Source organism: Pedococcus sp. 2YAF34, from assembly GCF_052114585.1.
In the GTDB taxonomy this organism is placed as follows: Bacteria; Actinomycetota; Actinomycetes; order Actinomycetales; family Dermatophilaceae; genus Pedococcus.
In genome coordinates this window covers 148,786-171,615 of sequence record NZ_JBFRFA010000004.1, presented here as the reverse complement: position 1 = coordinate 171,615, position 22,830 = coordinate 148,786, and the positions used below count along the sequence as shown (strand labels likewise).

At 64.5% G+C, this 22,830-nt stretch carries 21 protein-coding genes; 4 read left to right on the top strand and 17 right to left on the bottom strand.

The features are described from left to right. Window positions 1–397 precede the first annotated feature (397 nt). The 13 genes from AB4Z02_RS04230 to AB4Z02_RS04170 all read right to left on the bottom strand — a co-directional run bounded on the left by AB4Z02_RS04230 (window position 398) and on the right by AB4Z02_RS04170 (window position 15,640). Complete coding sequence (locus tag AB4Z02_RS04230; protein WP_441969545.1) at window positions 398–1,657, bottom strand: lipopolysaccharide biosynthesis protein; 1,260 nt, start codon at window positions 1,655–1,657, stop codon at window positions 398–400. Between the two features lie 19 nt (window positions 1,658–1,676). Continuing rightward, window positions 1,677–2,630, bottom strand: a complete 954-nt coding sequence (locus AB4Z02_RS04225; protein WP_441969535.1) for a CgeB family protein — start codon at window positions 2,628–2,630, stop codon at window positions 1,677–1,679. Between the two features lie 20 nt (window positions 2,631–2,650). Further along, complete coding sequence (locus AB4Z02_RS04220; RefSeq protein WP_441969533.1) at window positions 2,651–4,042, bottom strand: hypothetical protein; 1,392 nt, start codon at window positions 4,040–4,042, stop codon at window positions 2,651–2,653. Between the two features lie 187 nt (window positions 4,043–4,229). Beyond that, window positions 4,230–5,435, bottom strand: a complete 1,206-nt coding sequence (locus tag AB4Z02_RS04215; RefSeq protein ID WP_441969531.1) for a glycosyltransferase family 4 protein — start codon at window positions 5,433–5,435, stop codon at window positions 4,230–4,232. 25 nt (window positions 5,436–5,460) lie between these two features. Then, the gene (locus tag AB4Z02_RS04210; protein ID WP_441969529.1) at window positions 5,461–6,366 is read right to left on the bottom strand and encodes a glycosyltransferase family 2 protein; all 906 of its coding nucleotides are present in this window, start codon (window positions 6,364–6,366) and stop codon (window positions 5,461–5,463) included. Continuing rightward, the gene (locus AB4Z02_RS04205) at window positions 6,363–6,848 is read right to left on the bottom strand and encodes a glycosyltransferase (protein ID WP_441969527.1); all 486 of its coding nucleotides are present in this window, start codon (window positions 6,846–6,848) and stop codon (window positions 6,363–6,365) included. Before AB4Z02_RS04205 ends, AB4Z02_RS04210 begins: the two co-directional genes overlap by 4 nt. A 491-nt stretch (window positions 6,849–7,339) precedes the next feature. After that, entirely contained in the window at window positions 7,340–8,455 is a 1,116-nt protein-coding gene (gene wecB / locus AB4Z02_RS04200; RefSeq protein WP_441969525.1) for a non-hydrolyzing UDP-N-acetylglucosamine 2-epimerase, read from the bottom strand. Further along, window positions 8,452–9,561, bottom strand: coding sequence for a polysaccharide biosynthesis C-terminal domain-containing protein (locus AB4Z02_RS04195; RefSeq protein ID WP_441969523.1), 1,110 nt, complete (start codon window positions 9,559–9,561; stop codon window positions 8,452–8,454). The genes wecB and AB4Z02_RS04195 overlap by 4 nt, the downstream gene beginning before the upstream one ends. After that, a complete protein-coding gene (locus AB4Z02_RS04190; protein ID WP_441969521.1) occupies window positions 9,558–10,586 on the bottom strand; it encodes a polysaccharide biosynthesis protein in 1,029 nt (342 codons plus the stop codon). The genes AB4Z02_RS04195 and AB4Z02_RS04190 overlap by 4 nt, the downstream gene beginning before the upstream one ends. Then, window positions 10,583–11,557, bottom strand: coding sequence for an NAD-dependent epimerase/dehydratase family protein (locus AB4Z02_RS04185; protein WP_441969519.1), 975 nt, complete (start codon window positions 11,555–11,557; stop codon window positions 10,583–10,585). The genes AB4Z02_RS04190 and AB4Z02_RS04185 overlap by 4 nt, the downstream gene beginning before the upstream one ends. Beyond that, window positions 11,554–12,795 carry a glycosyltransferase family 4 protein gene (locus tag AB4Z02_RS04180; protein WP_441969517.1) on the bottom strand — a complete coding sequence of 414 codons (1,242 nt, stop codon included), beginning with the start codon at window positions 12,793–12,795 and terminating at the stop codon, window positions 11,554–11,556. Before AB4Z02_RS04180 ends, AB4Z02_RS04185 begins: the two co-directional genes overlap by 4 nt. Next, on the bottom strand, window positions 12,792–13,760 hold the full coding sequence (locus tag AB4Z02_RS04175; RefSeq protein ID WP_441969515.1) for a hypothetical protein: 969 nt from the start codon (window positions 13,758–13,760) through the stop codon (window positions 12,792–12,794). Before AB4Z02_RS04175 ends, AB4Z02_RS04180 begins: the two co-directional genes overlap by 4 nt. Further along, a complete protein-coding gene (locus tag AB4Z02_RS04170) occupies window positions 13,757–15,640 on the bottom strand; it encodes a polysaccharide biosynthesis protein (RefSeq protein WP_441969543.1) in 1,884 nt (627 codons plus the stop codon). Before AB4Z02_RS04170 ends, AB4Z02_RS04175 begins: the two co-directional genes overlap by 4 nt. A gap of 162 nt (window positions 15,641–15,802) precedes the next feature. On the opposite strand from AB4Z02_RS04170, the gene AB4Z02_RS04165 reads away from it, so the two are divergent. From AB4Z02_RS04165 to AB4Z02_RS04155, 3 genes are all read left to right on the top strand, one after another. Beyond that, window positions 15,803–16,417 carry a hypothetical protein gene (locus AB4Z02_RS04165; RefSeq protein ID WP_441969513.1) on the top strand — a complete coding sequence of 205 codons (615 nt, stop codon included), beginning with the start codon at window positions 15,803–15,805 and terminating at the stop codon, window positions 16,415–16,417. Window positions 16,418–16,427: 10 nt separating this feature from the next. Beyond that, window positions 16,428–18,197 carry a DUF4012 domain-containing protein gene (locus tag AB4Z02_RS04160; protein WP_441969511.1) on the top strand — a complete coding sequence of 590 codons (1,770 nt, stop codon included), beginning with the start codon at window positions 16,428–16,430 and terminating at the stop codon, window positions 18,195–18,197. A gap of 214 nt (window positions 18,198–18,411) precedes the next feature. Continuing rightward, complete coding sequence (locus tag AB4Z02_RS04155; protein WP_441969509.1) at window positions 18,412–18,846, top strand: hypothetical protein; 435 nt, start codon at window positions 18,412–18,414, stop codon at window positions 18,844–18,846. Window positions 18,847–19,110: 264 nt separating this feature from the next. Here AB4Z02_RS04155 and AB4Z02_RS04150 read toward each other — a convergent pair whose 3' ends face one another. From AB4Z02_RS04150 to AB4Z02_RS04140, 3 genes are read right to left on the bottom strand one after another with little or no spacing between them, the layout of a single operon-like run. Beyond that, on the bottom strand, window positions 19,111–20,049 hold the full coding sequence (locus AB4Z02_RS04150) for a hypothetical protein (protein WP_441969507.1): 939 nt from the start codon (window positions 20,047–20,049) through the stop codon (window positions 19,111–19,113). Then, window positions 20,042–20,302: a hypothetical protein gene (locus tag AB4Z02_RS04145; RefSeq protein WP_156399910.1), complete on the bottom strand. Its 261-nt coding sequence runs from the start codon at window positions 20,300–20,302 to the stop codon at window positions 20,042–20,044. Before AB4Z02_RS04145 ends, AB4Z02_RS04150 begins: the two co-directional genes overlap by 8 nt. Beyond that, on the bottom strand, window positions 20,299–21,126 hold the full coding sequence (locus AB4Z02_RS04140; RefSeq protein WP_441969505.1) for a hypothetical protein: 828 nt from the start codon (window positions 21,124–21,126) through the stop codon (window positions 20,299–20,301). Before AB4Z02_RS04140 ends, AB4Z02_RS04145 begins: the two co-directional genes overlap by 4 nt. A gap of 90 nt (window positions 21,127–21,216) precedes the next feature. Between AB4Z02_RS04140 and AB4Z02_RS04135 the strand changes: the two genes are divergently transcribed. Then, on the top strand, window positions 21,217–22,650 hold the full coding sequence (locus AB4Z02_RS04135; protein WP_441969503.1) for a polysaccharide biosynthesis tyrosine autokinase: 1,434 nt from the start codon (window positions 21,217–21,219) through the stop codon (window positions 22,648–22,650). A gap of 17 nt (window positions 22,651–22,667) precedes the next feature. Here the strand turns inward: AB4Z02_RS04135 and AB4Z02_RS04130 are convergent, their stop codons facing one another. Continuing rightward, a complete protein-coding gene (locus AB4Z02_RS04130) occupies window positions 22,668–22,820 on the bottom strand; it encodes a hypothetical protein (RefSeq protein ID WP_441969501.1) in 153 nt (50 codons plus the stop codon). Window positions 22,821–22,830 lie beyond the last annotated feature (10 nt).

The window sequence follows — 22,830 nt, the reverse complement described above, 5'->3', positions numbered from 1 at the left end:
GTGACCGCGTTGCTGGTCAGCGTCGGATTGCCGGCATGGGGGCGTGCGACTTGTAGTGCATGATCTCGCGGCACGAGCTGTACTGGTGCAGCACCAGTACCGCTCGGTGGCCATGACCAACCCGCGCGGACGGTAAGTTCGCGGGCCGACGTCCGAGGGAGACGGCGACTGCGTGGGCGTCTCGGGCACTCAGGTGCCTCAAGCGCGCCGCGCCTCACCGAGGCATGAAGTCAGCGGGCTGCGTGCGCCATCGCAGATCTGGTGATGGGCCGATGGGAGATGGGATCCTCCTCGGAGGGGTAACCGAGGCAGTGTCCTCGGCCTACCGTCTCGCGCTGCGCCTCTGATCATGGCGCGATGCAACTTCAAGTGCACCCCGAACGCTTAGAAGACCTCGCTAGACCGCGATGTCGGCTCTCCTGCTACGGGCCAGGGCGGCCAAGGAGATGACCACACATAGGAGCTGGCCGCTACCTGCAGCGACAGCAGTGCCAGCAAGCCCAAAGTGGGTCGTGGCTGCGGGGATCGAAACAGCCGAAGCACCCACTCCCGCCCACTGAGCGACCGCCACAGATCCCGGCCGCCCCCGCGAGCGCAAGAGATCCCCCACAACGCCTGCAACAGACGATGCCAGAATTACAGGAATCAACCACCAGGTCAGGCCGGCCGCTTCCTCGAAGCCAGGTCCGAAGAGCAGCGGGACTAGCCACTCACTCAAGGCAGCTATAACGGTCGCGACAAGAAGGACACCCGAAAGTGTCACTAGGAGAGCTCGGCGTTCGATGGTCGTCCTTGCACTGCGGCTTACGTCGCCCCGGGACATCCGCGGGAAGACCACGCTCCCGACGGCGGTTGCGAGCGGGCCGCCAAGACTCAATATGCTTCCGGCGACCGCGTACTGCCCAAGAGACTGTGCCTCAGCGACTCGGGACAGCACCAGTTTGTCAACTTGCGCCCCGAACGCAGCTGGCACGGCTGATGCGCTTTGGGCAGTTCCATAACTAGCCAGATCGCGGAGTGTCTTAGAGCTTGGGCGGCCTCCGTGAAGCCCGGTTCGCAGCGCGTAGCGCACCGCCAAAACACCTTGAAAGCCCATGCTCAGTGCCAACACCGCCGACAGGGCAGGCAGGCTCAGCGAAGAAAGCAGGGCCAGCAGGCCGACACCCGCCAGGTACGCCAACGACTGGACGCCCCGCAGCACGTTCCATCGTGGGAGGGAGATCGATTGGGTGGCGTAAACCAGTGGAGCGAATACCGCGTTGATCAGCAGCCCTACAAACGCAATTCGATACGCCCAGGCAACCTGGTTGTCTCCCGAGGCCAGTTGGTTCGCCCAAGCCCATCCAACCACCGCTGCGATGACGTTGGCTCCCATCATGATGAGGCGTGCCGAAGCCACGAGTTCCCGTGCCCGTTCCGGAGACCGGGCCACGTGATAAGTGACGCTGGCACTCTGACCTAACTCGCCCAGTACGAGCGCTACGCCAAACCACGCCATGATCGCAGCGAAATGCCCACGTCCAGTGGGGCCAAGTGCGCGCGCTGCCACGATGCCGGTGACAGTTGAGGCACCCATGATTCCAAAACTTGTGAGCAGCGTCTGGGCGACTAGGTCACGTGTTCCGTCGCCCCGTAGGCGACGAGTGATGGGAGTCATGGTTGCGAGTTTCACGCGTTCAGTCCTCCAGCATCTTCTGGAGTCGGTGCGCGTAGGTGTGCGCGGAGAGACTGCGCTTGGCCGCTGCGTCGGCGATCTCTCGTGCCCAGGCGACGTCCGCATCCGCGCGCCGGTAGAGGACCATCAAATCGTCGAAACTGTTGAAGACCTCAACTTCCGTGCCTACTTCAAACAGCCGATCCAACCCATCGCGGGCTTCAGTGAGCACCAACGCGCCAGCGGCCGTCGCCTCGAAAAGCCGACAGTTTGTACCACCGAACTCAGCCGGGTGCAGGTTGTTCAGGACGGCCGTGGACTCCCGGAATACCCTCGCTTTGTCCTGTCGGTACACAGATTCGCCTGCATGATGTTTGGCAAGCTCAGGGTGACCCAGCCAGGCGGGGATTGGAGGACCAAAGATGCGCACCGGTACGCCGGCGTCGATGAGTCGCTGCAGTAGAACGGCCCTCGTCGGGTGGATGTTGCCCACGACAGAGAGATAGGGCTTGGTCCCGTATTCCACGTCAGAGCTGTGCCAGTCGGGATTGCAGGCCTCGGGCATGTACAGCGTGGGCAATCCCTGGATGTCCGCAAGTCTCTCGGCGAGCACAGGATTCTTCAGGTAGATGCGGTCGTAGCCGGCAAGAAAACACTCATGAAGCCCGAGGTTCGAAACGGCGTCGGGAAACCAGAGATAAACCCGGCTGCCCCCATTCTTCAGAGTCGAAATGGTGGACCGGGCGAGCGTCCGGTCCACGGTGATGGTGACCTCGGGGAAGAACTCTGACGCAGCCTTCGCCACATGGCACTGACGAAGCCGTGCAATTGCGTCTACTCGCTCAGAGACGAGGGAAACAGCGACATCCAGGCGACGTGGCCGGGCCACCGCGTTAGCTGCTCCGACCGTTCTCACCTCATGACCTAGGAGGCGAAGTGAATGCGCCACATTGTCAGCAAAGGTGTCGGGCTCCATAGGGCCGACCACAAGTACCTTCATGATTCCTTCCGGGTGAGAACTCGTTGCGGATGGCCTTGGCCACTCGCAGAGATCCGTGATGCGACCAGCGCGCCGACGACCATAAGGGGCAGTGAGGCAGTCAAGCCGAGCACATCCACCTCCTGCTTGACCAGGGTGGGCAGCAGAAGCAGGGGCAGAAACAGAAGGCGCGGGTCGCTGCCACTTCCCCGGGCATCCACCACGCTATCCAGGCAACGCACGGCCCATCCCATGAGAAGCATGCCTACGAAGACGACTCCTAGACCGCCGTGCCGGTACAAGTCGCCATATGGAGTCACAGCGGCCGACGAGTAGATGCTGGCCGGCATGTGGTAATAGATCTGATTCACTTGGTACCCCGCATCCAACACTGGCTTCCCGGGCCACAACGACCGTGGGATGACACCTAGAAGCGGGCCGGCGACAAGCACCATGGGGGACTGGTAGGCCACCGGCCATGGGGTCTGAGAGGCAATGATCGAAACGTCCCCGAGGCGCGACCAGCGGTCGAACGGCGATGAATGGTCGCTGCCGCCTCCAGCGACGGATTCTCGTGCCAAATTGGCAAAGTCGATGTTCTCGAGAACTTCGGTGGCCGAGAGCCTCGTCGATCCGTTAATGACTTCAGCCCTGTATGCAGAGACGAAGGGTGAGATGACGAGCAGGGTGATAGCGGCAGCTCCTGCTACTGCCAACCAGTTGACGCGTCGTTTTGCAGAGAGTCCGATGACAATCGCGATCAACTGGACAATGGCCGCCTCCTTCAATCCGGAGAAGAGTCCAATCGCGGTCTGTGTGCCCGCCACAGTGATGAGCGCGAGTAAGTTTCCGCTGCGTTTCGTCGCGGACAGGCGCGAGGCTGCCACGAGCGTCGAAAGCACTCCCAGCTGACTCAGTGCAGAAGCTGCAGCCCCGAACGATGACGTAGTGCTCAATGCAGCGTTCGGATCCGACAGAAATCCGAGACTCCCCGAACGCAGTCGTAGGGCATCCCCCACCAAGCCAATTCCGAAGAGCGCCCAAACGGTGCGGACCCCCCAATGAAACGACGATGATCGGCCTCGAATCAGAGCGTTGGCTCTAGCTCCGGTCCTACGCAGCGCACGAGGCGCGGTCAAGTAGCCCACGACGAGCGCAACGAAACCACAGGCTGAGACCGTTGCGCCTGCTTTGAGGCTGCCGGCGTCCACCAGACCCCCATAGTTCAAATCCCGTTGTGCCCAGACCAGGGTGGCCAGGCCGTAGGTCAGGGCGAACCCCAGGCCCATCCAGGGTCCCATTCGCAAGTCCCTCAGCTCGGCACCAACACCGGCGTTCCGCGACATCAGTTTCATGCCCGCGACACCCAAAACCGTTAGTGCTAGGGATAACGAGGCGACCCGCGCCACGCGGGGCATCTCGTCTGCGCCGGCAAGCCATGTCGAAAGGAGGGCAACCGCTAGGCTGACCAAAACTCCCAAGGCGACGAGTGGAGGAACTGCCGCCTTCTGGGACTCTGGTGGATCGGATCGCTCACCTGGAGCTGCGTTCAAGGTCAAACAAGGGCCGTCTTCGGCCGGCTGACCGAGCCGCCGACTAACCACGAGCCTGGACTTCAATGCCGTGGGATCGCAGCGCTAGCGACCCATAGGTGTCTAGGAACTTGCCCAAGGTTGCCTCCGAGGCGAACCGTTGCACAACACGATCCCGCGCGGCAAAGGCCATGGATTCCCCATCGTTTAGGGTCTGGCGGATCCGCAGTGCCAACTGGCGGGGGACATCCTCTGCCTGTGGGATCAGCCAACCGGTGACCCCCGGCAAGACGGTCTCTTCGGATCCTGCCGTGGCGGTGGCAACGACGGGGAGGCCAGATGCCATCGCTTCCAACACCGACAGCCCGAGGCCCTCCTCGTACGACGTTTGAAGAAATACCGATGCACCCCTGTATAGGTCCGGCAGGCGATCCGCGGATACGTTGCTCATGAAGCGCACATGGTCGGCGAGCCCGAGGCTGGCAGCGAGTGCTGTCAGACTGGCGGGCGGCTCGTTACTACCTGCGAGCACCAGATCAGGCGAGGTCGGCATAAGCCGGCGCAACAGTGAGTAAGCCTCAAGAAGCCGATGCAACCCCTTGCGCGGGTCGCTGAGACGGCAAACTGACAGCAGGTAGCCGCCTCTGTCCCACGACTTCCGGTTTGGGCTGAAGCGCCAGACGTCAACGCCCGGCGGGGCAAGCACAACGTCAGTGGTTGGAGCCACGGCACGCACGTACTGAGCCATATGCGCGTTCTCCACCATCACCGCGGCGGCGCTCCTGAGCGACCTCTTCTCCTGGCTCGCTACGGCGCGCGTCATGGCGCGAACGAGAGCCCCCGTTGGGCCTGTCTTGCTCGCGATCAGGGCCTCCCGTTCCCAAGACACAGTGGTAGCTGCCTGTATCACGATGGGAACGCCGGCCTCCACGGCTGGAAGTGCGAAGGCGGGGCTCCCGCTGACCACTTGGACGATGTCATAGGTCGACAGCCGAGCTGTCAGCTCCCTTCGGGGGAGGTAGCGAAGTGGTTCGACCTCTCCGCCCACTGCCCCCACGTGATAGAGCTGGGAGTCGCTGGCATCGCGTTCCACGAGTGAGGATTTCCACGACCGGGGCTGCAGAATGAGCTTGCTTCGAGGGTCGTTCCTAGCGGTTGCCAAGTCATAGACATCGACCTCATGTCCGGCAGTCCCTATTCCAGTTCTGAGCCAACTGGCCACTGTGTCTACACCTCCACCGCATCCATAGCCGTGCGTTAACAGCGCCATGCGAAGCGGTCGATGAACCATTCTTTTAGTACGCGGCATGATGTTGCGTCCTTGCATTTGTAGCGCTCGCTGGCACTGATGCCTGTTCCCGCTCGCGCATAAGCGCTTGGACAAGCATCTGGAACCACGCGTGCAAAGAACAAAAGAGGAGCCCTTGCCGACCGTCCCGAAAGCCGCCGCGGAGGATATACATGTACAGGAATGTAGCCAAGGGCCTGAAGGGTATTCGAGGTGCAACCCGATCCTTGAGAAAGAACCTCAGTCGAGATTCATGCGGCATTCGTACTCGGGGGGCCCTGTCTTCCCTCCTCTTGGCTTCCAGTTCGGCGTAGCGAACATGTTTCCTTGTCCAAGCAGCCAGTCCCTTGAGGTCGTGGTCAATGATGTCTTCGTGCAGGCGGCCCATTGGTCCATTCACCACAGGATGCTCAGAGAATACCTCGGTTGAGTATCCGCATCGCCCTCGGTCCATCAGCCGAATTGAGCGTGCGCTTGGGTACCAACCGCAATGAGCTATCCAACGTCCCTGGAAGACAAGCCGGAAATACTGCCAGTATGCAGCATGTTCGGGGCGCTTGAGCGTGTCGGCGATCTCCGCAGCCAGGTTCTCTGACACCCACTCGTCGGCATCGACCACATAGATCCATTGATGTTTCAGTTCCGCCAGCCTCATGGCGTATTCCCGCTGCTGACCGAATCCGCGCCAATGGGTTTCGATTATGGTTGCACCGTGTGTCCGCGCGATTTCGACCGTTCGATCATTGGAGCCCGAATCGACCACCACAACCTGGGAGGCCCAAGCCAGCGATGCGAGGCAACGAGCAATATTTGCTTCTTCGTCGAGAGTCAGGACGATGACAGAGACAGGGACGGTAGCGGCCGCGATGGGCGACGTGTCCGTGGAGTAAGGAGAGGGGAAGGGAGCACTCATGGGGCAACCCCCAACAGCCAGTCGAAGTACTTTTTGGGGTTGAACGGTTCTGGGTCAGGCAGCACCGTTTCGGTAAGTGCTGCCTCCACTGCACGAACTAACGACCGTGGATCCGTTGCCAGATATCCCTTCAATGCTGGACCCGCGATCTCTCGACTTTGCTGAGTATCGGGTGCGATGATCGGGAGTCCGTTGACGCGCGCCTCGGCCAATGGATAGCCGAAGGATTCCAAGCGTGTGGGGAAGTAAATGGCTCGCGACTCAGCCCAGTAGGTCTGCAAGTGTTCATGATCCAAGGGTCCGACGAATCTTGCCCTAGGATGGTTCCTCACTTGTGCAGGGAATGTGTCAGGATCAGAAGTGATGATCAGTTGACTGGGCAAGCATAGCGAATCCATGGCGTCTAAGATCTTATGGGCATGAAAGTCTAGCTGCTTGTAGGGGGCGTTCAGGACCGGAAGCAAGATGTCGTTGTTTTCCACGACGCGCCCATTCGCCCAGGGGGCTTTGCTCAGCGGGTGCGCGCGGACGGACACGCGATCAGAGACTTCAGGGCACGCCGCCACAACTCGGTCCGCCATCGCCTGACATGGGGCCACCAATAGCCTAGAGCGTTTGGCGGCCTTCCGGGCGATAGCGCCTTGGACGCGGAGAGTTGGACTGGGTGTGTAGGATAGTTGGATGAGTTCGCGCTCGTCGGCGAAGTGCAGAGCATTGCCTAAGAGGGTTACATTGTCTGCACCAAATGCGAAACTGACATTGTTGAGCGCAATGCGCGTTTCGCTAGACCTTGCGGCGATTTCTCGATAAGCAAGCCATCCAGGGTTGAAGGGTCGCCCCTTTCCGATAATGCGGATGGGGACGTCGTGGGTGGAAGCGAGGTATCTTTCGAGCTCGCGAAGGTACGTGGCTGCGCCGCCGACACGCGCTCCAGCTACATCCACGGCGATCGAGTGGCGCTTAGGGGTACTCATCAGCGAAGCCCCGCCCAGAACGCATGTCGTCGATGCGTAGAAATGATGAAGTTGACGACTCGCTGGGAGCAGTTAGGGATCGCGTAGTCGTCGGGGAGTTCTCTGTCGCCAGAACTGCCGTCCTTGACTGCGGATCCAATCCCCTCTATGACGTTTGATGGATCCAAGCCTGTCATGATGATTGCTCCGGTGTCGAGCGCCTCGGGACGTTCGATGGAGTCACGAAGGGTTACCGCGGGGAAGTTCAGGAGGGATGACTCCTCGCTGATAGTGCCGCTGTCTGAGAGAACGCAGAACGCATCTTGCTGAAGCCGCACATAGTCGATGAATCCGAGAGGCTTGTGAAAAGTGATGCTATCGGTGAGTCTGCGACCCAAAGCATCAATGCGCTTGCGAGTCCTGGGATGAGTCGAGACGAGAACCGGCAGACCGAAGTGCTCGTGGGCGGCGACGAGACAGTCGAGCAGATGATTCAGTCGCTTCGGGCTGTCGACGTTCTCTTCGCGGTGGGCAGAGACAAGGAGGTATCGCTGGGGCGACAGATTGAGGGCACCCAGAATAGAACTGGTTGCGAACTGCTCAAAATGGCGCATCAGCACCTCCTTCATCGGCGAGCCCGTGAGCAGAATCCGCCGCGGGTGCAGTCCCTCCGCCAAGAGGTTCCGACGAGCATGCTCGGTGTAGACCAGGTTAAAGTCGGCGACGTGATCGACTAGTCGGCGATTTGTTTCCTCTGGGACGTTCTCGTCAAAGCACCGGTTGCCGGCTTCCATGTGGTAGACGGGGATTCGCATACGCTTTGCCATGATGGCCGCCACGCAACTGTTCGTGTCGCCTAGCACTAGTACGGCGTCCGGTCGTTCTTCGCGCAGCACTTCCTCGGTCTTGATGAGGGTCTCGCCGAGTACACGGCCAAGGCTAGACGTGTCGACGTCAAGAAAATGGTCCGGCTTCCTGATGCCCAGTTCGTCGAAGAAGATGCCGTTCAGTTCGTAGTCATAGTTTTGCCCGGTGTGGACCAGGACATGATCGACAGTTTCGTCGAGGCGTGCCATCACCCGAGACAGCCGGATGATTTCGGGACGCGTGCCGACAATCGTCATTACTTTCGTCACGGAGCAACCTTCTCAGCGAGGGAGACCGGCTCCCAGTAGGTGTCGGGGTTCTGGGGGTCGAATAGAGAATGCGTCCAGAAGAGCGTCGTGAGCTCGGTGTCACCGGTGTTGGTGATGTTGTGCACCCACATGGTGGGCATGTCGACAACCGAGGGGGAAGATCCACTCACATCGAAGCTCACAACTTCATCCGTGAACATCCGCCGCAAGCAGATGCGAGCCTCGCCACTGAGCACCACGAACCGCTCGACCTTGCTCAGGTGGTAGTGCTCGCCCCGCGTGACACCGGGTCTAGTTGTGGAGACGAACGTCTGGCCCTGTCCTCCGTGCGAGCGCACCGTCTCCACTAGACGTCCGCGATCGTCACTGTGCGTAGTCAGCTCGAACGGATAGTGGCGCGGGAAGAGCGCCGCTCGGTAGGTGTTGAACAGATCGACAGTGAAGGCGGCCCTCAGGTCCGGGAATTCGCCACTGCTGTAAAGATCATGGAAGCCGCGAAGTTGGTCGTAGACACCCTGAACAGTCGACATCGAGCCCGGGGGCCTGACCGTGCTTCCTACGTCGGAGAGACCATCGATGAGGTGTTGGGCAGCGGTCTGGGCATGGAGGAGCTCGACCTCACGATCGTTGATTTGGGGCACCGCCCCGAACGCGACCGCGTCGACGAAGGTAGCGACGAAGGAGTTGTAACCCGGGGCGCCGTGCTCGCCGAACAGATTCGGGAGCACCACGTCGGTGAAGGTGGCCCCCGCATCGGCGGCGGCTTGCGCGAGAAGAGCGCGGGCGGCTGCCTTACCCACTCCGTAGGGAGTGTCGTTGCCACCCTGAATCGAGTTCGCATAGACGATGGGGACTGGGCGTCCCGCCCGAGCAACCGCGTCAGAGACCGCCTCGCCGAGTGCCAAGTTGCCACGCTCGACCTCCGAAGCCTCGCCTCGGTTTACTCCGGCGATGTGGATGACGGCATCCGCAGCCTGCACTTCGGCAGCTAGGTTTGACCAGTTGTCCCGGGTGAGCGGAACGACCTCATGATCGGTCAAGGCAGCCAGGCGGACCCTGGTGTGCCAGCCCAGGAAGCCGGCGGCTCCGGTCAGGACGATTTTCATGCCAGCGCCATCCCCACAAGTTTTTGCATCTCCGGCAACTGCAGGAGGAGCTCCTTGGTGCTGGCGACGTCAAGACGTGTCGTGTTCTCGGACGTGTAGTCCTCTATCGCGGCGACTTCACGCTCGCCCTCTTCGAAATACAGCTCGTACTCCAGCGAGCGGGCATCCAGCGGAACACGGAAGTAGTCGCCTTGGTCACTCGCCTTGACCATCTCCTCACGGCTCAAAAGGGTTTCGTGCAGCTTCTCGCCGTGCCGGGTGCCGATGACGCGGATGTCGGGCGACGCCTCGCCCATGAGCTCCGCGACAGCCTGGGCCAGCACGCTCACCGTCGAAGCGGGAGCTTTGCGCACGAAAAGGTCCCCTGGCTCGGCGTGGAGGAATGCGTGCTCCACCAGATCGACCGACTCCTGAAGCGACATGAGGAATCGGGTCATGCTGGGTTCCGTGATCGTGAGGGGCTCGCCCTGTTCGGCTTGACGCACGAACAACGGGATCACCGAGCCGCGCGAATACATGACGTTCCCGTAGCGGGTCACGGAGACCACGGTCTTAGAGTTGGGATGGTTCCGAGCGAAGGCCTGCGCAGTCTTCTCCATCAGGGCCTTTGACATCCCCATAGCGTTCACGGGGTACACGGCCTTGTCGGTGCTCAGGCACACCACTGACCTCACACCGGCAGCCGCGGCCGCCTCGATGACGTTGTGGCTTCCCGTGACGTTCGTCTTGACCGCCTGCTCGGGGAAGAACTCGCACGACGGCACCTGTTTGAGAGCCGCAGCGTGAAAGACGAAGTCCGTGTCTACGAATGCCTGGGCCACACTTTCACGGTCTCGCACGTCCCCAAGGAAGAAGCGAAGCCGCGAGTCAGAGAAGCGCTTTCGCATCTCGTCTTGCTTGGCCTCGTCGCGAGACAGGATGTGGATGGCTGCAACGTCACGCGCCAACAGGTGACGGACCATGGTCGACCCGAAAGACCCGGTGCCTCCGGTGATGGCAATCGTGGCCCCTTGAATCGAAGTCACGTGCTGACTCCCTCTCTCGTGTTGATGTGCTGATACTCCTCAGTCAATTGGCGCCCGAGCGCCTCCCACTCGGGCACCCCGGCAGCAGGCTGCCAGCCCGCTTCTGTCAGCCAACTGCGCGCTTGGGGCTGTCCGAACCACAGCATCTCGATCCTGCGTGCGTTGGCAGACAGCCGGGGAAGAGCGCGACCGGTCGTCTCGAGCAGGTTGACGATCGCCTTGGCCAGTGGCCGCGGTACCTCGCGCGGAGGGCGTCCACCTAGAGCCTCCATGAGGCTCGCCGTACTAAGGCCCTCCCAAGGGTGCGCGACGATCTGTGGCGGCGTCTGCTCAACCGTAGCCAGGAAGGCGATCGCCGAACCGACATTGGCGGCCAACGCCTGGGGAGTTGGTGCGGAACCAGGGCGCGCCACGGTAGCAAAGGGGGAGCGAGCGATCCGTCCGGTCATCCGTGTCACCCGGCGGTCCGCGGCGTGCACACTCGGCGGACGGTAAATCACGCCGTGGTGAGGCGCGAGCTCGCGGATGAGGTCTTCACCGAGCACTTTGGAACTTGCGTAGGCCGAGAAGGGTTGCGTGGCCGTCGACGCGTCGAGGACCGGAAGCCGACCCTGCACCACCGCGCTGCTGACATGCACGAGGCGGGCAGGACTGTCGGCTTGTGCGACCGCAGCTGCGAGGACGCCAGGTAGGACACCGTTGGCTGCGGTAAGAGAATCAGTGTCGCGGTGGGACGCATCCGGGTTACCGGCCGCGTTGACGACTGCGTCGAAGTCGGCAAGGTCGCTAGCGAGCTGTGCGACCAACTCTGTGGTCTCCACGAAGGAGCGTGCCTGCCCGGGTGGCATGGCTGACAGGCGCGGGGCCTTCATGGGGATCGCGCTGTGGCCGTCGTTGCGTAGAGCGTGGATCACGTGAGAGCCCACAAAGCCACTGGCGCCGATCACTGCTACGCGCTTGACGGCACTCATCGCTTGTGGCCCTCAGCGGCACGCTCCAGGAGTCCCGTCATACGCTCGACGGCGACCTTCTCGCTGAAGTTGTCGAGGTAGTAGGCGCGGCCGCGTTCGCCGAGCAGCTCCCGCTCGCTCGAGTCCATCCCGGCCAAGGTCGCAATTGCCTCAACCATCTCGCTCGTCGAACCCGGTGTGACCGTGATCCCACCCCTCGACTCCCGGATGACCGCCGCCGCGTTGCCCACTACAGCGCCGATGATGGGGCGCCCGGCGGCCAGGGTGGCCTGAAGCTTGCTGGGCAGGGTGGAGCGGAAGAGTGGAAGGTCTTGCAGACTCACCAATTGGGCGTCTCCCAACGCCAACACGTCGGTCATTTGGTCGAATGGTTGCATAGGCACGAAGCGCACGTTGTCAAGCCGCTCCGCCGCTACACGCTCGCGTAGGCGCCGTTCCTCCACTCCGCCGCCAACGAGGGCAAAGCCGATGTCACGTCGATGCTGCAGCTCTCGCGCTGCGTCGAGCAGCACACCAAGGTTCTGATACCTACCGAAGATGCCGGCATACATCACGGTGAAGGGGCGATCGAGGCCAAGACTCTCGGCGAGGTTCTTGTTCTTCTCTGCCGGTCGGAAGACCGCTTCGTCCGCCCAGTTCGGCACGATCTCTAGCTTGTCGTCCGACACACCACGCTGCGTGATCTGTTCCACCATGCCAGGAGCGATGACGGCCACGGTCGAAGCGCGTTCGTAGACCAAATCGCAGTAACGGTGGAGGACGCGCTCCAACCGTGACGTTCCGCCCGTCAAGAAGCCGGCATTGACCACCGTCTGCGGCCAGAGGTCCTGCACATGGAACACGAAGGGTGTTCCTCGGAGCGCCTTAAGGGCAAGTGCGGGGACGGCCGCGGTCGCAGGGGTTCCATGCACCAGCACGGCGTCGACCTTGGGAAGCCGTGTCACGGCGACTGCTGCTGCCCCGGCGGCGAAACTGAGGTAGTTAATGGCTCGGCGTGAGGCTCGGGAATCGTGGCTGGGGTAGAGCGGCGCCCGGTGGATGGTGACGCCCTTGATGACCTCCCGCATGTATGGACGCACGCGGTAGCCGGGCAGCAGGGTGCCGGTCGGGTAGTTGGGGAAGCCGGTAAGGACATGGACCTCGTGTCCCTCCCGCTGCAACGCACGGGAGATGACGCCAGGTAAGGCAGCAGAGCTGCCCTCCGGGTCGTACCACTGGGTCACCATCGCTATCTTCATCGAGTCGTCCTCAGGGCAGGCGTCTTGTCAGTTGCTCGTCCACGACCGACAGAGGGGGAGAGGACAAATGCGATGCATACAACAGCGGTCACGAGCAGAGCGGCCTCCCAGGCAAGAAGCGCCCACGCGGCGGTCACAACGGAAGCCATGCCTGCCACCAGTAGGGCCACCGCGATGTGCGGAAGCCGAACCACGCTCGTGAGGCGCTGGTAGGCGTGTTCACAGTGGGCTTCCATAAGCGGCGCCGCTCGGGCAGCACGTCGAACCAGGACGGTGCCAGTGTCCGCCAGGTAAAGGGCCAGAGGGGCAGTCAACACCAATGGAGACGCTTCGGTCTCAAGACCGACAACGATCCCTGCGGCGACGAGGCCGCCAAAGAGGTAGCTGCCGACGTCGCCGAGGAAGAGTCGCGCGGTGGGCGCATTCCACGGGAGGAAGCCGAGTGCAGCGCCGGCAGTGGCAGCGCCGAGGACCCAAAGGGGCTCGGCGCCAACCGAGACGCCGAGCAGCCAAGCTGTGGCTCCCCACACACCGACGCTCAGGCTGGTGATGCCGTTGATGCCATCCATGAAATTGACGATGTTGACCACGACGGGTGTGATGACAGCACCCGCAACGAGGAGCCACCCGCCCCCCGCGGCAACACCCATGAGGAGGCCGCCGGCCACTTGACCACTGAGGCGCACAACGGGGGACAGCCCAGCTCGATCGTCAGCGAAACCGATGGCCCCTAGAGCGATGGCTGCAACTGCGGCCAGCCAAGGCACGCGTACACCCAAGGCCTGAGCAGAAGCGAGTGCGACAACCACGCCCAGCAGGCAGGCCAGCCCGCCACCGCGAGGGGTCGGAAGGACGTGCGATGAGCGATGGTTGGGAACGTCGAGGATGCCTCCGCGCAAAAGAAGCGAGCGCACGGCTGGCGCCGCACCGAGCGTCACGAACAGGCTAAGCAGGAACGGGGTCACGCGCTGACTCTCGTGTCCTCTGGCTGGTCGACGGTGGCTTCGTTGCGCATCCAAGCGGCTGCGCGGTCATGTGTGGTGAGGGATTCGCGCCGCACCCAGTCGGACCCGATGTCGGGAACCGCAACGCTGTAGACGAGCTCGTGCGAGGTCTGCTTGCGCTCCTCATGCGGGGAGAACAGCTCCTCGCCGAGCTTCTCGCCCGGGCGAAGTCCTGTGTAGACGATCTCGATGTCCCTGCGGCCAGACATGCGGATGAGGGTGTGCGCGACGTCGACGATCTTCACCTGCTCGCCCATCTCCAGCACCATGACTTCGCCGTCCGAGCCGATGGTCGACGCTTGGAGCACGAGCTGGCAGGCCTCGGGGATGAGCATGAAGTAGCGCTCGACGTCAGGATGGGTGACCGTGACAGGCCCGCCACGCTCGATCTGGGCCGTGAAGGCGTGTACGACAGACCCGCGAGAGCCCAATACGTTGCCGAACCGCACCGAGACGTACTGACCGGGGAAGCGAGCCGCGAAGTCGGCGGTGAGCCGTTCAGCCACTCGCTTGCTGTAGCCGAGCACGCAGCTGGGGTTTGCGGCCTTGTCGGTCGAGATGTTGACGAAGGTGCCGACCCCCACATTCGCGGCCGCCGTGAGCACGTTCAAGGTGCCCAGCACGTTGGTCTTCCAAGCCTCTAGCGGGAAGGACTCGAGCAGGGGGAGGTGCTTGAGCGCGGCCGCATGGAAGACGATGTCGGGCTTGGTCGTCGAGAAGACGTGCTCCATCGTCTCGATGTCCCGGATGTTGCCCAGGATGATCTGGTCGCTGTCGAGCAGCCCATGGCCGTCGAGGCTCATCTGGGTGGCCTGCAGACCGGACTCGTCACGGTCGAGGAGGTAGAGCTTGTCTGGCCCGAAACGGGCGATCTGGCGGCACAGCTCCGAGCCGATCGAGCCGCCGGCGCCGGTGACCAGCACCTTCTTGCCCGCGATCTGGTCGGCGATCGCAGCCATGTCGAGCTCGACGGGTCGGCGGCCGAGGAGGTCGGCAACATTGACGTCGCGCAGGTCGCCAGCGGTGGGGCGGCCGCCGATGATCTCGCTGATCTTGGGCAGGACCATGACATCGAGCCCGGCGTCGGTCGCCAGCTCGGTGATCTCACGGATGGTGCTGGCCTCGGCGAGGGGCAGAGCGATGATCAGGACGCTGGCGTCGTACTTGTCCGCGACGTGGGCCATCTCCTTGCGGGTGCCGCGGACCCGAATGCCCTCCATGCGCAGCCGCGCCTTCGCACGGTCGTCGTCGAGCAGCGCGACGGGGTGAAAGCCGCTGTGTGGGTCGCGGATGAGGCTGCGGGTGAGGCGCTGGCCCGCCTCGCCGGCGCCGAAGACGATGACCTTCTTCTCCTCACCCTCGGCGTCCTGGCGACGAGACCGCCACGAGCGGAGGATGAACCGAGTGGCGAACATCCCCACCATGGCGAACGCGCCAGCTGTGATGGGCAAGCTGCGCGGCACGCCGTCCACTAAGTGGCGCGAGAACGTCACGAGGACCAACGCGATCATCGTCAGGAGCACGGTTCGGCCCACGTCGCGGGTCTCCTCGAAAGAGCCGCGGTCGTGGCCCACGGCATACGGCCCCACCACCGCGCCGACCACGAGGTGCACCCCTACAGCGATCGCGCACGCAAGGCCGATTCCACGTGTGAGTACCGGAGCCGTCGAGAAGTCGTAGCGCAGCCACGCCGCACCCAGGATGGCGCCAACCCACACGACAACGTCGACGACCGCCCACACCCAACGGTGCACGCGCTGCCGTCGAGTGCTCCCCCCGCTTCCCACCAGCGTTCTCCCTATGTCCGTTCGGCGCCGAATGCCCGCATGAGTGTAGGTCATGTCCAGTGGCCTGAGGCGACGCGTCGTCAAGGACTGGACACCGGCCACCGTGGCAAAGCCGCAGGTCAAGCACTGCCTAACCGGACGACCCGGCCCGAGGGGCGCCAAAAATCAACCGAACGGACGAGGGTCGGTGCAAGCACGGTCCTTCAGGCTGGCGAAGTGCACGAGACAACCCTGATCAATGGTACGTTTCGCGCGAACGCTCACCGATTCTTGTACGAGGGGAAAACAACCATGCGCGGTATGAAAGCTGCTGCAGTGACCATCGGCCTTTCTGCCGCTCTGACCGGAAGCGTCATTAGCTTCGCCGGGCCCGCGAGCGCGGCGGACTGCGTGGGCGGTTACCCGCCGGCTTCCTGCACCCTGACCATCAGCGACAGCCAAGTGGTGGTCGGCCAGACCGTCAGCTACCGCGGCGCCGGCTACACCCCGGGTGAGAAGGCGACCGCGACGGTGCACTCGACCCCCGTCGTCGTAGACACCACCACGGTCACCCCCGCAGGCGTGGCCAAGGGGAGCTTCACCGTCCCGCAGGTCTCCCTCGGCCAGCACACCTTGACGGTCGTCGGTGCCACTTCTGGAGCGGAGCGATCCGTGTCCTTCACCATCGTTGCGGCCCCCGCTGCGGCGCCGGTTCCCTCCGGTAACGGCTCCCTCGCCTTCACGGGGTCTGACACAGCCAAGACCGCGGGTGTCGGCGCCCTTCTGCTCCTCAGTGGCGGCGCCCTCACCGTGGCGAGCAAGCGCCGCAAGCGCGTCAACGCCGCCGCCTGACCCTTCCGTTTTGACGCCGGGTCGACGCCACCGGCTTCGCAAAGCCGGGTTCGCCGCGGCGATCGTCGCGGTTCTCTACGGCATTGTCCTCGCCTACCTGGCCATCCAGACCGACCGCCACCTGCGCAACGCGCAGGTGGCGGTCGGTCTGTTGGGTAGTTCGATGGTGCGCGCCGAGTCCACCCCTGCGCAGCTGGGCAGTCAGCTGCGCGGCGTCCAGTCCGAGTCCGCGGCGGCTCATCACGCGACCCAGGCGCTGCCGTGGAAGCTGGCAACCAAGGTGCCGCTTCTCGGTCGTCCGTTCGCGACGGTGCAAGGGGCCGCACGTGCAGTCGACGGGGTTGCGCGTTTGGTGCTTCCTCCCTTGGTGACCGCTCGAGACGACGTGCTGCACGCGGACCTCAAACAAGCTGCCGGGGGCATCAACCTGAGCCCGATCACCACCGCGGCGGCCCCGCTCGGCCGGGCGCAGCAGACCGCCATAGACATCTTGGACGATGCGCAAGCGCTGCCGGTCAGCCGGATTGGCCCCGTCGACCGCGGACGCACCCAGCTGATCGGTCAGCTCGAAACCCTCACGGGCCAGCTGACCGCGGCTCACGACGTGATGACAGTGCTCCCGCCCATGCTCGGCTCCAAGGGGCCGCGCCAGTACCTTCTGGCGTTCCAGAACAACTCGGAGGCGAGGGGCGCCGGCGGCCTGCCCGGTGTCTACGCGATAGTCCGGGCCGCCCGTGGCAGGGTGTCGATCGTCCACTACGGGGTGTCCGGCGACTTCACCGGAATTCGGGTGCCGCTCTCAGGGCTGAGCGCGGGATACGCGACCCAGTACGCCGGGGCTGACCCGGGCCGCTACTTCGGCAACACCACCGTCAGCCCGCACTTTCCCGACGACGCCCAACTGCTGATGCGCTACTGGGAGGCCAAGACCGGCGAGCGCCTCGATGGTGCAGCCGCGGTGGATCCTGTCGTCCTGTCGCTCCTCCTCGGGGTCAGCGGCCCGGCGCGCTTGCCCGACGGCGGCTCGGTGTCGGCCGCGAACGTCGTCGCGCTCACCGAACGGGACGCCTACCAGCGTTTCGCCGATCCCGCAGAGCGCAAGCAGTACCTGATCGGGGCGGCGAAGGCTGCCGCCGACCAGATCCTGCGCGCTGTGCCCACGCAGCCGAGCAAGTCCGCCGCCGCGCTGCGCACGGCGACCAACCAGCGGCGCCTGCTCGTCTTCAGCACCCGCGCGGCCGAGCAGAAGGTTCTTGCCGCGCACCAGATAGGGGGCGCCCTCAGCGACACCAAGGACCTGTACGCGGGCGTCGTCATCAACAATGCCGGTGGCAACAAGCTGGACTACTACCTCGCGCGCGACGTGACCTACCGCGGGGCAGCATGCGGCGTTTCGGGGAAGCACGCGGCGACTGTCACGATCCGCGTCACCAACCGTGCCCCCAAGTCAGGCCTGAGCAACTACGTCGCCGGCCGGGCTGACCATCCACTGGTGCCCACGGCCAAGGGAGCCAACCTCCTCCTGGTGAGCTACTACGCCACGAAGGGCGCGGGCTTCTCCGATGCGAGGCTCGATGGGAAGCAGGCCCTGCTCGCGGTTGACTCCGAGCGAGGGCGCCCCGTGTTCACAGCCACCGTGGAGATCCAGCCGGGGCAGACCCGGACCCTCAGCATGAAGATCGCCGAACCCGTAACAGCGCGCGGGCCGGTGACGACGTTGGTGCAACCGCTCGTTATCCCGCAGACGACGATGATCCAACCCGGCGCGGGCTGTCGCTAAAGCGGGTGGTGTCTAATTGGCTGCCTCTGTCGCGGCTGGCCAAAGGGACTAGGAAGGGGTCGTTCTTTCGGCGCTATCGGGCATCTAAAATGGGGCATTCAGGGCTGAGACTTTAAGGAACCTTTACCAAACACGGGTCATTCACTGACGTTCCGTCTAGTTTCTCCTCAACCGCGACAGGCACTGGCGCCTGACGCTTGGAGCAGGGGGCAGCATGCACAAGGAAGACCCGACCGTCAAGCAGCCCGCGTCGGGAGCCCGCGAGATTGACCGCCGGACGATTGCCAAGGGCGTGGCTTGGACCGTGCCGGTGGTCATCGTCGCTACGGCAGCGCCTGCTGCAGCCGCCTCCGGAGTGCCAACGACCACCTTCATCTCTTCGGGCGGTCAAGGGTCAGGCTGGAGCCTCAGCCTCACCGTCAGCAATACTCGCACGACGAGCGTGGCTATACAGTTGCTCACGCTCTACAAGAATGGCGGCAGCCAGAACCTGATAACCGGGACAGTTGTGGATGTCGCCACGGGCACGACATCAGTCCCCGTGTACGCCGCTGCCGGGGGATCGGCCAACAAGAAGGGGGACGAGTTCGCCCTTACTTTTCGGGTGTTGGATGACCCGCTGGTGACCCAGACCGTCACCTTGGCCTGACCCTTCGGCATATTGCGACGCCGGCCTCCTGGAGCCCCAGCAACATTCCTCGTACGTCCGCCATATCCTCAAGGGCTTGCGGCCCAAGTGCCTGAGACAGTTCCTCGACACTGCAACTTCGGTTGAGTGAGCGCCAGACCAAAGAAGCCGCTGCAGAGAGCAGGCGAGGTTGAAGAGTACCTCTCAGATCCAAGAGGACGATGCGGTCGCCGTCGTCGACAAAGGCCACTCCTGGCGCGCGGGACCAGACACTGGCAGCTTCTGTCACGGTGCTGCCTGATCCGCGCGGCGGGCGGCTCGTATGCCGCGGGCGAGATATCGGGCGGCGCGAAGCCAGCGCTCGGCCTGGAGCCGCGCAATGTTCCTTCTGGTGCGAGGCAGACCCACGTGTGCGCTGAACAGCTCGTCTGATGGCATCAAGAGCGCGCGCCAGGCCAGCCGTGGCTTTTCGCGCCAGGGTCGGTGTCGCAGCTCGATGAGCCATGAAGACGTGGGGACGCCTGAGCTCTGCTGTAGAACCCGCCAACGTCGCAGAAGCTCGGGCTCCGCGTTGCTCTCAATTGGGGCTGTTCCGAGACGGTCCAGCACGGGGTGCAGGGTCTCAGAACTTCCCGTGGCTGCGGCTAGGCCCGCAAATGCACGGCATAAGTCGCGGCCCCCTCGATCGAGCGCAGCCGTGACGAACTCGACGTCCGCGTGCGTGGGGCCGAACTGCGGATCGCGCAGGGCGTGCAGCGCAACGATGGCCGCCTGGGCGAGGAAATCGGCACAGGGGACTGGCCAGTGCGCGACATCCAGCGTGATGCGCCGTGTCCACAGCTCCTCGAACACGACGTCTTCCGGCGCGAGGAATCCAGGGAAGTTGAAGTGGATGTCAAGGTCACAGGGCCACTCGTCGTGGATGTAGTGGACGGAGTGGTCAAAGAGGTACTTCGCAGCGTGATCTAGCTGCGCCGCGCTGCTCTTTGGCACGCGTCGTCGCCAGCCGCAGCGCTCCAGAGAGGGTCCCAGTCGCTCGAGGCCGCCGGGCTCGCACAAGACGTCGACGTCGCTGGAGGGACGCGGGGGCCGTGCGCCGAGCGCCACTGCGGTCGGGCCCTTGATGAACAGGATGCGGACGCCCTCGAGCTCCGCGAGCCGCGCCACCAGGGCATGTGCCAGCGGCACTGCCTCCGACAGCCGCAGCTCGGCGGTCTCAGCCAAGCTCGACCAGTCCCTGCTGCTGCAACGCCTGGAGCGCTGCCTCCGTCATCTCCGTCGCGCTGTGGCCCGTGGGCGGGTGGCCGAACCGGTCGGTCAGGTCGACCGTCAGCTCGTCGACGTCACGCCAGTCCCCGGTCAGCTCGAGCAACGTCGTGCCGATGGCCGACAGCCGGATGACCTGGCGTCCGAGAAGCACCACCGACTCGCCGTCGCGGACCACCTCGTCGTGCACCGGGACCCTGCGCGCCCTCATGCGCCCGTCTCCAGCCAGCCATCCACCAGGGGAGCGAGGTCCTCGGCTTCGGCGTAGGTCACCCGCACCACACCACCGACGTTGTCGCACAGGGCGGCCATGCGCTGCAACGGTTTCTCCATCTCCGGCAGGTGCGAGGTCTCAGGCGTGAGAGCGGCGATGGCATCGAGCGTCGGCACGGCCTCCACGGCCGGCGGACCGGCATACCCGTCTTGTCGGTCGAGCAGCACGACCGCCACGAGGGACCCCTGCGGCGCGGGCGCCAAGACCCCCAGCTCCAACGGATCGGTCTCGTCCTTCCACAGGCCGGCCGGCTGGCGACGGATGGACAGCGGCTTCGGGTAGGGGAGCACCGTGTCGTCCGCGGTCACGGCCACGGTCTCGTCGGAGACGTACCCGCGGCCCGGACCCAGCGTGCGGATGAGCGTCGTCTTGCCGGTGCCACCAGGTCCCACCAGGGCCACCACGGCGCCGGTGTCAGGAGACTGGATGCCGGCAGCATGCAGCATGACGAGTCGACCCATCTGGGCGTCGATGGCGGCCCTGGTGACGGCTTGGGTGAGGAGCTGCATGAGGTCGGGCAGCACCTGCCCGGCCACGACCCCCGCCTCGAGGTCGGTGACCGTCTCGCTGCAGTCGTCGTGGGTCACCCGCACCACGGCGTCGAAGCCGTCGCCCTCGGGCGCTGCGCACAAGTGCCATACGCGCTCGATCTCGGCGATGGCGGCGTCCGCCCTGTTGCCCTCGACGGCCACCGCCACCGTTGCCCCCAGGGCAACCAGGCGGATCGGGGGCGTCCTCGGGTGATCGGTTGGAATTACCACAGTCCGACCCTAAGGGAGCAGACCCGCAGTTAGCCTCCCTTTGCTGCACCTCGCGCCGCTGGAGCGCTGTCTTGAAGGGACTCACCCGCCGTGGAACTCACCGACTACCTACGCGTTGCCCGCGCCTACTGGAAGGGCATCGTCGCGTTCGTGCTGCTCGGGGTTGCCGTCGCTGGTGGGGTGAGCCTCACCACGCCGAAGGTCTACCAGGCCGACGCGAGCGGGTTCGTCAGCGCCGGGGCGAGCAGCAACCCCGGTGAGGCCTCCGTGGGTGACTCGCTGGCCAAGTCGCGCGCCACCTCCTACGTCGACCTCGCCAAGAGCCGGGCGACGGCCCAGGACGTCATCCAGGCGCTCGGCCTCGACGCCCAGCCGGCCGGCCTGATCGGCCGCATCTCTGTGCAGCAGCCTCTCGACACCGTGCTGCTCAAGATCAGCGCGCGGGCCGCGACCCCACGCGGGGCGCAGCAGCTGGCCGACGCCTGGGTGGCCGCCCTGGCCCGTCAGGTGCAAGCCGTCGAGAACCCGAGCGGCAAGGCGGCGCAGGCCCTGCGTGTCGTGCCCATCGAGTCGGCCGCGCTGCCCGGCGCACCGGTCTCACCCAACACCCGACGCAACCTCGCCCTCGGCTTCGTGCTCGGGCTCATGCTGGGTCTGGGCTACGCGCTGCTGCGCAGCCAGCTCGACCGGCGGGTCCGCGAGCCCGAGGTGGTCGAGCGCGACTTCGGCGTCACGGTCGCCGGGGCGATCCCGGAGACCTCCGCGCTGGTGCGGAAGAAGGGTGGACTGGTGCCGCTGGTCGTGGCCGGGCCGCGGGGCGAGAAGGACCCCGTGCACTCTGCCGAGTCGTTCCTGAAGCTGCGCACCAACCTGCAGTTCATGGACATCGACAACCCGCCACGGGTCATCGTCATCACCAGCCCGCTGCCCGGCGACGGCAAGTCCACCGTCGCCATGAACCTCGCGGCTGCACTGTCGATGTCGGACCGTCGCGTGGTGCTGATCGACGGTGACCTGCGGCGGCCGGTCATCGCCGACAGCTTCGGGCTCATCGAGGGGCTCGGCCTGACCGACGTGCTCATTGGCAGCGTGGAGTTCGAAGAGGTGGTCCAGCAGGTGGGTGATCTGCCCAACCTGTCGGTGCTGGCCGCCGGCCGCGTGCCGCCGAACCCCAGCGAGATGCTCGGCTCGAAGGCCATGCGACGGCTGCTCGAACGGCTGGGGGAGAGCCACACCGTCATCGTCGACGCCCCGCCGCTGCTGCCGGTGACGGACGCCGCGGTGCTGACCGCGTCAGCGGATGGTGCGCTGGTCGTCGTCAGTGCCGGCCACACGCTCGACACCCAGCTGCGCGACGCGCTGGCCAACCTCGGTGCCGTCAACGGACACACGCTCGGAGTCGTGCTCAACCGCGTCTCGCCGAAGAGCTCCAGCGCCGGTTACTACAGCGGGAACTACGCACCGCTCGAGGAGCGCCCGCAGCGGCCGGTCGCCCCCGCGGCCCACGAGCCCGCCACGCGATAGGCCGGCCCCAAACAGCCCTATCTGGCGGCGGCGGCGGTGGCGGGGGCGGGCTTGGCCGAGCCGGTGCAGCGCTCGACCATGCCGAGCAGCGTGCGGTCGTGCTCGACGACGACCCCGTCCTGGGCGCGCACCGACCACAGGCAGACGGGACATTGGTTCCGGAGGGGCATGGCCGAACCG